10 protein-coding genes and 2 pseudogenes are annotated in these 9,575 nt (G+C 46.4%); all 12 read left to right on the top strand.

What is annotated here, in order from left to right; all coding sequences use genetic code 11:
• Positions 1–1,217: DUF2345 domain-containing protein (locus ACLRGG_RS19980; RefSeq protein WP_416251400.1), on the top strand; the 1,217-nt coding region annotated here is incomplete at its 5' end.
• Positions 1,214–2,797 carry a T6SS phospholipase effector Tle1-like catalytic domain-containing protein gene (locus tag ACLRGG_RS19975; RefSeq protein ID WP_416251399.1) on the top strand — a complete coding sequence of 528 codons (1,584 nt, stop codon included), beginning with the start codon at positions 1,214–1,216 and terminating at the stop codon, positions 2,795–2,797. The genes ACLRGG_RS19980 and ACLRGG_RS19975, both read left to right, overlap by 4 nt.
• On the top strand, positions 2,794–3,441 hold the full coding sequence (locus ACLRGG_RS19970; RefSeq protein WP_416251398.1) for a DUF2931 family protein: 648 nt from the start codon (positions 2,794–2,796) through the stop codon (positions 3,439–3,441). Before ACLRGG_RS19975 ends, ACLRGG_RS19970 begins: the two co-directional genes overlap by 4 nt.
• A gap of 97 nt (positions 3,442–3,538) precedes the next feature.
• Complete coding sequence (locus ACLRGG_RS19965) at positions 3,539–3,781, top strand: DUF2931 family protein (protein WP_416251397.1); 243 nt, start codon at positions 3,539–3,541, stop codon at positions 3,779–3,781.
• Positions 3,782–3,814: 33 nt separating this feature from the next.
• Positions 3,815–4,186: pseudogene (locus tag ACLRGG_RS19960) on the top strand (DUF2931 family protein); the annotation flags it as partial.
• 68 nt (positions 4,187–4,254) lie between these two features.
• Positions 4,255–4,902 (top strand): DUF2931 family protein, encoded by a 648-nt coding sequence (locus tag ACLRGG_RS19955; RefSeq protein WP_416251396.1) that lies wholly within the window; start codon positions 4,255–4,257, stop codon positions 4,900–4,902.
• A 232-nt stretch (positions 4,903–5,134) separates the two neighbouring features.
• Positions 5,135–5,551 carry a tetratricopeptide repeat protein gene (locus ACLRGG_RS19950; protein WP_416251395.1) on the top strand — a complete coding sequence of 139 codons (417 nt, stop codon included), beginning with the start codon at positions 5,135–5,137 and terminating at the stop codon, positions 5,549–5,551.
• Positions 5,552–5,606: 55 nt separating this feature from the next.
• The gene (locus ACLRGG_RS19945; protein WP_416251394.1) at positions 5,607–5,873 is read left to right on the top strand and encodes a PAAR domain-containing protein; all 267 of its coding nucleotides are present in this window, start codon (positions 5,607–5,609) and stop codon (positions 5,871–5,873) included.
• A 3-nt stretch (positions 5,874–5,876) separates the two neighbouring features.
• Positions 5,877–7,031 carry a KPHS_23130 family T6SS system protein gene (locus ACLRGG_RS19940; RefSeq protein ID WP_416251393.1) on the top strand — a complete coding sequence of 385 codons (1,155 nt, stop codon included), beginning with the start codon at positions 5,877–5,879 and terminating at the stop codon, positions 7,029–7,031.
• Complete coding sequence (locus ACLRGG_RS19935) at positions 7,018–7,410, top strand: hypothetical protein (protein WP_416251392.1); 393 nt, start codon at positions 7,018–7,020, stop codon at positions 7,408–7,410. The genes ACLRGG_RS19940 and ACLRGG_RS19935 overlap by 14 nt, the downstream gene beginning before the upstream one ends.
• Positions 7,340–8,641 (top strand): annotated as a pseudogene (locus ACLRGG_RS19930) (AAA family ATPase); the annotation flags it as partial. The gene ACLRGG_RS19935 and the pseudogene ACLRGG_RS19930, both read left to right, overlap by 71 nt.
• A gap of 15 nt (positions 8,642–8,656) precedes the next feature.
• The gene (locus ACLRGG_RS19925; RefSeq protein ID WP_416251391.1) at positions 8,657–9,298 is read left to right on the top strand and encodes an Ssp6 family T6SS pore-forming effector; all 642 of its coding nucleotides are present in this window, start codon (positions 8,657–8,659) and stop codon (positions 9,296–9,298) included.
• Positions 9,299–9,575: the final 277 nt, after the last annotated feature.

The raw sequence follows: 9,575 nt of genomic DNA, 5'->3' as shown, positions 1-9,575 counted from the left end.
CTTACGGTGGTGATAAGTACGGCTTTCACTTCCCACTGATACAGGGCACTGAAGTCGCCATTGCGTTCCATGAGGGCGATCCGGATCGTCCTTATATCGCCCATGCCCTGCACGACTCCCGCCACGTTGACCACGTTACTGAAGCCAACAGCACGCGCAATGTTATCCGCACAGCGGGTCTGAACAAACTGCGGATGGAGGACAAGCGCGGTGAAGAGCACATTAAGCTGAGTACGGAGTATGGCGGTAAAACACAACTCAATTTAGGGCACAACGTTAACGCTTCCCGCGAACTGCGTGGTGAAGGCGCTGAGCTTCGTACTGACCGACACGTTTCCATTCGCGGAGGGGCCGGGGTATTTATCACTGCAGATAAACAGCCGTTTGCCGGGGACAAGATGCTTTCCATGCAAGAGGCGATTGCCCAGCTGGAAAATGCCCTGAGTATTGCCCGTACCTTGTCTGAAGCATCTGAAATGGCAGGGGCTATGCCTGTTGATCTCCAGAGTCAGGTAAAACTGACTGACGCACTGAAAGAAATGGTCAAACCCGGGATGGTGCTGAATGCTCCTGAAGGGGTGAGCATCTCCAGCCCCCAGACTGTTCGGGTGTCTTCCGGCAGTGCCAGTGTGGGCATTATGTCACAACAGAATACAGATATTGGTGCACTGAAGCGTTTTACGGTAGCAGCAGGAGAAGCTATTAGTATGCTTGCGCTTAAAGCCGGTATAAAGCTGTTTGCCGCAAAAGGGAAGGTGGAAATCCAGGCGCAGGATGATGCCATGGAGATGCTGGCGAAGCAGGATATCACTGTGACCAGTACGGAAGGGCGGATGGAGCTGACCGCCGCTAAAGATATGGTCCTGAAAAACCTTGATGGATCGTTTATCCAGTTACAGGGTAAAGATATCATTCTGGGCTGTGAAGGGAATATTCTGTGGAAGTGTGCCAATGCGCAGAAAATGGGGCCTGCCACGCTAAACTCATCTCCCCAGACCTTTCCGAAAGGATATGGTGGCATTTATTCACTGAAAGATGATGAAGGAGAAATCATCCCGAATACTGAATATAAGGTAACCACTGCTGACGGTCAGATTTTTACCGGAACCTCCGATGAGCATGGCAAAACGTTACCGATTTATACCTCAATGCCCGGCAAGCTTAACATTGAAATTCTGGGAACTGGTAATCCATCAACAGTGAGTAACAAGGCATGACCGACTACCACACATGGGAAGCCAGTGACTGTGAACATTTCACTGATGTCACTATTTCTGAGAAAACAGTTGTCTGTAAGCGTAAACCCGTACCTGGAATAACAATTACTATTGGGATGTTTTTTGATGGCACAGGGAACAACGCGTTTAATACTCAGAATCGTATTTTGGAGTCTTGTTCTCATCTTGATGTTGGAATGAAGGCAGAAGACGCAGAAGCCTGTGCCAAAAAACTGGGGAAAAAAATTGGCGATGCTGGAAGTTATATTGGGTATTATTCTAACATCCACTGGCTTAATACACTTTACGCCACCAATGACGAGGTAATTGAGGAACAAACAGTTTATCAGCGAGCTGTCTATGTACAGGGAATTGGTACCGATAAAGGCAATGGCGATAGCTCGATAAGTATGGGGACGGGCGGTTGGTTTTATGGTGTAGTTGATAAATCTGATGAAGGTGTTGGTCTTATTGCTGAACAAATTTCGAAATTCTTGGCTCTCAACCAAGGGATGAATTTTGCAATTGAGAAAATTCAGTTCGATGTTTTTGGTTTTAGTCGCGGAGCGGCGGCGGCTCGCCATTTTGTTAACCGTGTAAGAAACAATGATAAAGCCATACAGCAGGCCATAACTAAAGGGCTTGGTGGTCGAAATCAACATGGTAAACCTGCAGGTGAAACTCGCTTTCTGGGGTTATTTGATACCGTGTGCGCGGTAGGTACAGTAAGTAATCTATTTGATGTTCATAGTGGTGTGAACCCCGGTGTTGAGCTGGTTCTGCCTCCAGATATTGCACAGAAAGTCTTTCAGATCACGGCAATGCATGAGTGCCGATACAACTTCAGCCTGAACAGCATCAAGGAATCGTGGCCGGAACTGGCTCTGCCGGGAGTTCATTCAGATATCGGCGGTGGCTATAATCCAAAGGAAAAGGAGTATCTTTTTCTGACTCAGCCCCAAAACGAAACTGTCAGTGAAAGTATTCCTTCTGAAGTGACTGATATCTACCGGCGTTCAGCGGCTGAAATACCTGACTTAAAGAGCCTGCCAGCGTTAAGTGCGATAATTCCGAGCGGTGAAGTAAAGACAGAAACCTGGTATGACTATCTGGTTAACGAGGATAAAAAACGCGGTGGCATCACACAAAAGCGTGTTGGGGCGGCAGTCACTATTGAGAGGGTAGTGACTAATGACTGGAGCAAAGTTAGTTTACGGGTGATGTTGGATGCAGCTCAGGAGGCGGGGGTGGCAATGAAAGAAATTGAGCCTACTAATGAATATTTGAATTTGCCTGAGGGACTTGAATTCTTATGTCAAAAAGCAATTGACCAGGGAAAGGCAGTGAGAAATGGTGGTGTGCCGACGCCTTTTATCTCACCGGAATTACAATTGATTGGCAAATATATTCACTGCTCCGCTAACTGGAACCCTGTGGTTGTAAAAGATGTCTGGCTGGATGGGAATAAAGTGAAAACAATCTACGGGGCAGTGAAATCTTCTGATTTGCTTTTTTATATCAATCGCCCAAATCCCGGTTGGCTTCGTGCTGTCTGGAATATGCAGGGAGGAAAATCATGAAATCAATCGCCAGAATAATTTCGATCTTATTTCTTTTGGGCTCTGTTAATGCCTGTGCCAGTGAGCAACCTGACAGTCTCAAAACTCCATGGGATAAATGGTACTTTGCCTTTACTACCCCCAAAGCTTTACCGGCACAGGTTACACTATTGAAGCTTTTGGATGTTGAAGGTTATGCATCGACATATCGGACTATCGATCAGCCACAAGGGATCAGTGTAGGTAAATGGAGTGAACGGAATTCAGCGGGGAATACCCAATTTAATAAAGCCGACAGGTTGCCACAGATAATGATATTTTGTTGGGACTCAATCATTGATAAAAAGGTCTATCAGTCCACTTTGTTCTTTACTCAAGATACATGGAGTAAGATGACTACCCCTTATCCTGATGTCTTAGAACCTGGGAAAAATGCATACAGGCAGACTGTGTTGATAGGATTAGCTCCGGAAGGAAAAGTTCGGGTCTGGTTGAGACAATATGGCCATTCGGATATCCCATTAAATGATACAAAAATAAAGACTGTTTCAGGAAAAGATTTGGATATGTGTAAGGGGGTAACGGGAAGTGATTTTTCCTATGGGTATGGTAATACAACCAAAGAGTTCATCAAGGGTAAAAAATACCCTTATGGTTCATGGTGAATAATCGTATTTTAAAGATGGTGTCGTGTTCAATACTCTCTAGTCGTCTGAACTTTTGGTCGTTTTAAGTAGCCTGGAATATGCAGGGAGGAAAATCATGAAATCAATCATCAGACTAATTTCGCTTTTATTACTAGTGGGTTCTGCTAGCGCCTGCGCCAGTGAACAACCTAACAGTCTCAAAACTCCCTGGGACAAGTGGTTTTTTGCCTTTACTACCCCCAAAGCTTTACCGGCACAGGTTACACTACTGAAGCTTTTGGATGTCGATGGTTATGCATCGACGTATCGGATTATTGATCAGCCTCGAGGCATCAGTGTAGGGCGATGGAGTGAGTGAAACTCTGCTGGGAATACACCGTTTAATAAGGCCGATAGATTGCCGCAAATAATGATATTTTGCTGGGATTCAATTATTGATAAAAAAACATACCAATCAACTTTATTTTTCTCTCAAAACACATGGGATAAAATGATTAGCCCTTATCCTGAAGTCTTAGAGCCTGGAAAAAATGCATATCGGCAAACAATGCTCATAGGACTAGCGCCGGAAGGAAAAGTACGGGTCTGGTTAAGGCAATATGGCCGTTCGGATATCCCATTAATTGATACCAAAATAACGACTGTTACAGGTAAACATATCGATATGTGTAAAGGAATTACAGGGCATCCTGATGGATATGTTTACTATGGAGATACTCCTGATTTTATTAAAGGTAAAAAGTATCCTTATGGAAACTGGTGAAAGTGCAGTAATAGTTTGTTTTTCAATATATTGCATTCGCGTAGCCTAAGTATGCAGGGAGGAAAATAATGAAATCAATCACCAAAATAATTTCGATCTTATTTCTTTTGGGCTCTGTTAGTGCCTGTGCCAGTGAGCAACCTGACAGTCACAAAACTCCATGGGATAAATGGTACTTTGCCTTTACTACCCCCAAAGCTTTACCGGCACAGGTTACACTATTGAAGCTTTTGGATGTTGATGGTTATGCATCGACATATCGGACTATCGATCAGCCTCAAGGGATCAGTGTAGGTAAATGGAGTGAACGTAACTCTGCGGGGAATACACAATTTAATAAAGCCGATAGATTGCCACAGATAATAATATTTTGCTGGGACTCAATCATTGATAAAAAGGTTTATCAGTCCACTTTATTCTTTACTCAAGATACATGGAATAAGATGACTACCCCTTATCCTGATGTCTTAGAATCTGCAAAAAATGCCTACCGACAGATGATGCTGATAGGTTTGGCCCCGGAGGGGAAAGTACGAGTCTGGTTAAGGCAATATGGCCATTCAGATATTCCTTTAAATGATACAAGAATAACGACAGTTTCAGGGGAAGAGCTGGACATGTGCAAGGGTGTAACGAACTTTCCTAATGGATATGAATATAGTGAGGGTATAAAGAAATTTATAAATGAAAAAAAATATCCTTATGGGTCATGGTGAATTATATCCTTTAGAAAGAAATTGGTTGCCAGAAAATTCCCAATTTTATTTTGTGATTTTTCTGCGATAGAGGTTTTTATGAAATCATCTTTCTACATATTTTTGCTGTCTATTTCTACCCCTGTTTTTTTCTCAATCAATTGTTATCGATCATACGTCCGCAAAAACTAAAGCGGATGATGCGAACTCAATTGCCAATATGTATCGTATGGGCATGGGGGTTCCGAAGAATATGAAAAAAGCATTTGAACTCTATCAGGTCGCAGCTGAACTCGGAAACACGGATGCTCAGGTCGATTTAGGTGATATGTATTATTCTGGTGAAGAAACTTCTCAGAGTTACGAAAAGGCCAATTATTGGTATGAGAAGGCTGCGAAAAACAACAGCGCTAAAGCTCAGATGTATTTAGGTTACGCATGCCTTAATGGTAAGGGCGTCGCTGTGGATTATGACAAAGCCAAAAATTTTCTTGAGCTTGCAGTTAAACAAGGCGAGCCTTCAGCTATGTATCATTTAGGTACGATGTATCTTGATGGTAAAGGGATAGCTGTAAATAGAAATAAGGCTATCCCACTATTCAAAAAAAGCTGTTCCGAAGGTGATTTGAATGCGTGTGATAAGTTAAAGGAAATTAAAATAGAGAAATGATGTTCTTATCTGCATAGAGAAATGCATATGTGGAAATTAAAAAATGGAGTTTCGTATGTCTAAAGGCTTTGTATTGATTGGTGATAACACTACGCACGGCGGTCAGGTCATTTCTGCCTCATCAACAATGGTAGTAAATGGCAAAGAGGTTGCCCTTGTGGGCGATAAAGTCAGTTGCCCAAAAGAGGGGCATGGCATTAATGCCATTATTGAAGGCTCGCCTGAATGGACTTCTGATTGTAAAGCTGTCGTTGTGGATGGTTGCCACTGTGAGTGTGGTTGTCAGGTGATCTCCAGTGCACCGGATTGTGTAATAGGATAAGTAATGAGCTGGGAACGTCAGAAATCAACGATATCGGCTAAGCCTGAAGAGCCTTCATTTATCCTGTGGATGATGCTGGGGATTTTCGCACTGGTTGGGTGCGTACTGTTGTTTGTCCTGCATGCCAATCAACTGGCCGGGCCACTTCAAACATTTAATCTTTGGGCTGTCACCGCATGCCCTGCAGTTGTCTGGTTTTTCTTTATCTGCCTGCGTGGCTGGCTTTACAACAATGCGGTGGACAAACACGAATTTGAAGCCGGTGAAGCAGAATTTGCGCAACAACAGTGGATGGAGTGGGCTGGACGCAATATCACAGTACTGCACAGCGGTGTAATGCTGCCTGCAAATCTGACATCTCAAAATTTTTTGGCTGCTCCGCCTGCGCTGGAGCAAAGCACATCTCTGACCCAACGAATTTGTCTGCAAGATCATGAGACCCATTTTTCTGTTCTGCTCGGAGGGTTAAGTCCAGTTCTGGCAAAGTTGCCTTCAGATATAGAACCCGCCGTCACTCTGCTGACGGATTCTCACGATGACCCTCTGGTATTGCAGGATGGATTTGCACATGCCTGGCAGGCAGCCATTCTGGATCGTTGTGTTCCGCAGTTGACCATTCTTACGTCAAAGACCTTCCTCTCACTTGATGAGCGAATTAAATCACCGACGCTGGATGTAGATTTAATCCTGATTCACCAGACACAGGGGCGGGCTGCGTACAGTGATGCGCTCGCCGTCCTGCTGTTGACCTCCGATGATGTGGCTACAAAATATAATCTCTCTTTTAACGCCCGTATTTTGCGTCCAATGGCACTTGATATGGCTATTTCAGAAAAGTCACTGGATACGTTTTTCTCGACCCAAACTCAGGCCTGTGCCACCGCCAGTATTGTTGGTGACAATGTGGAATGGGGAAATGCATTCTCCGGTCTGCTTGAAGTAGCACAAAGTTATGGCGACCACTGGAAACCTGAACAACTCCACTGGCTGGAAAAATATGCCGGGCTCAGCGGCCCCTTTTCTCCATGGATAATGGCCGCAGTAGCCAGTGATATCGTAAATATACAAAAAGCAGACTGTCTGATGCTTTCGACAGATGGCGAGCAGAAATTTATTAATACAGTGCAAACAGGGAACAGAAATAATGACAACGGGTAATTCGTCATGGCGTGGAGGGTGGGGGCGGCTGGGGTTCTCTGCCCTCATAGCAGGAGGGATTGCCTGGTTAATCTGGCATTTTGGCGATCAGATTGGGCTGCACACTACGCTCACGAAAAGCCTGGCGTTTGCCGGTGCTTTATTCCTGTTACTGATGTTTCGTCATGGCAAAATAATTAGCCTTGCCATCAAGCAGGGCTGGCATCGTTTCCAGTCCAGGAGAACGAATGTCCTGCCTGCCGATAAAGGCCGCGTCAAGCTGACCGCACCACGCAACGTCACCGTAGACACCATCCGCCTCGCTATGCGTAACGGCGCTGGAGCTGGAAGAGAAGGCGCTGGTGGAGGATATGTCGGTCGGTGGCAATACACACAGTGACCGTCTGGCCGTCATCGAACAGCAGCGCCAGGAGAGAACCGATGCCCTGGAGCAGCTTGAAACCCGCTTCACGGAGGAAAAAGGTCTCAGTGAACGGCTGATGGCCTGCCGTCAGTCTGTCCGTTCAGAGAAGGGGGATCAGGCCGACATCCATAATCTGCAGGCGCAGCTGGATACTCTCCAGCAGGATAATGCGCTGATTCAGCTGGATGTGGACACCCGCACCGTGGCCAACGTGATTGCTGACTGGACCGGGGTGCCGCTCTCCTCACTTATGAAGGACGAACAGACTGAACTGCTGAACCTGGAAAGGGAGATTGGCAAGCGCGTCGTGGGCCAGGACGTGGCGCTGACCGCCATCGCCCGGCGTCTGCGCGCCGCTAAAACCGGGCTGACATCAGAGAACGGTCCGCAGGGGGTGTTCCTGCTGGTCGGTCCGAGCGGTGTCGGTAAAACCGAAACGGCGCTCACACTCGCGGACGTGCTGTACGGCGGTGAGAAGTCGCTGATCACCATCAATCTGTCGGAGTACCAGGAGCCGCATACCGTTTCCCAGCTGAAGGGCTCACCGCCGGGCTACGTCGGTTACGGCCAGGGCGGCATTCTGACCGAGGCGGTGCGCAAGCGTCCGTACAGCGTAGTGCTGCTTGATGAGGTGGAGAAAGCGCACCGCGACGTGATGAACCTGTTCTACCAGGTGTTTGACCGGGGCTTTGTGCGCGACGGCGAAGGGCGTGAAATCGACTTCCGCAATACCGTCATTTTGATGACCTCCAACCTCGGCAGCGACCACCTCATGCAACTGCTCGATGAGCAACCAGAAGCGACTGAAGGCGATTTGCAGGAACTGCTGCGCCCGATATTGCGTGACCATTTCCAGCCAGCGCTGCTGGCCCGTTTCCAGACGGTGATTTACCGTCCGCTGAATGAGCCCGCCATGCGCACCATTGTGGAGATGAAGCTCGACCAGGTGAGCCAGCGCCTGCATCGTCATTATGGCCTGACCACGCAGATTGATGAGAGCCTGTATGATGCACTCACTGCCGCCTGCCTGCTGCCGGACACCGGCGCGCGTAACGTCGACAGCCTGCTCAACCAGCAAATCCTGCCGGTGCTGAGCCAGCAGCTGCTAACCCAGATGGCGGCGAAGCAGAAACCGGACTCCCTGACTCTGGAATGGAGTGAGGAAGAGGGGGTAGTGCCAGAGTTTGATGTGCGCTCTGGTCTGTAATAGAGGGGGAGGGTTATGGACAGCGCAAAAGAGATTGCCAGAGATATGCTGGAGGCCATTAATATCGATGGCTCTGGTTTTTTGGGTGCAACAGGAAAAGGTTTTATTTCATTTCCAGTCAGTCTTGCCTGTCTGGGGTATGATTTCATTGATACTGAACATCGCAGGGACAACCTGGATGATAAGTTCAGGCTGGCGCGATTAGTTAAAAAGGGTGTATTTAATCATCAGCTTATTGAGCAAATCATTAAGACTTCTCTTGAAGATTTTATTTCACGCATTCACGCCGAAAAAATATCTTCTATCGTGAAAAATGTTTCCGGTTCGTTTATGGGGAAAATGGCGTTTACTGAACTAACGGGTGTGAAGCTGGGTGAGGCAATAGTATCCAGAGGTGTAACAGCCTTTTTTGCCGGAAGTCTGGCTGGCTTATTGTTATCTGTTGGTGCTGAAACATCCAGAGCAATTTATACATCAAGAGACCTCGAAGACAGAAATCCTGTTTTGCACAATAAACTCCAACGTCTTGGTGACCTGGATCTTCTTTATTTTATTGTTAAAGATATCGTTAAGCCTTTTGAAACCGCTTGTGAGGTAGGGGAAAGAAATCCTGCCGAGTTTGATAAAGTATGCGAATACTTTTTTGGAGGCTTATGAAAATCAAGGTGATTCTTCTGGTAATCCTTTCCCGATTAATCCGTGGGGTGGGGATGGGGCTGGGTGTTTCTGGTATTGCATTTACTATTTGGTTTTTTTTCTTATCTTCAAGCGAGTCCAGATACATCTGGGGGGCGTTTTCGATAGCAGAATTTTTTGCAGGCTATCTTATATATCGGTTCGCTTATACATATGTTTATGATGAATAACCATACGATTTTGTCATCCCCGGGAAATCAATCAGGAAGGTATTTACAACGTTCCACCAACAGGTATA

This window comes from Erwinia sp. PPS120, assembly GCF_047918655.1.
In the GTDB taxonomy this organism is placed as follows: domain Bacteria; phylum Pseudomonadota; class Gammaproteobacteria; order Enterobacterales; family Enterobacteriaceae; genus Erwinia; species Erwinia tasmaniensis_A.
The sequence above is the reverse complement of the archived record's forward strand: the minus strand, read 5'-3'. Positions and strand labels throughout refer to the sequence as shown.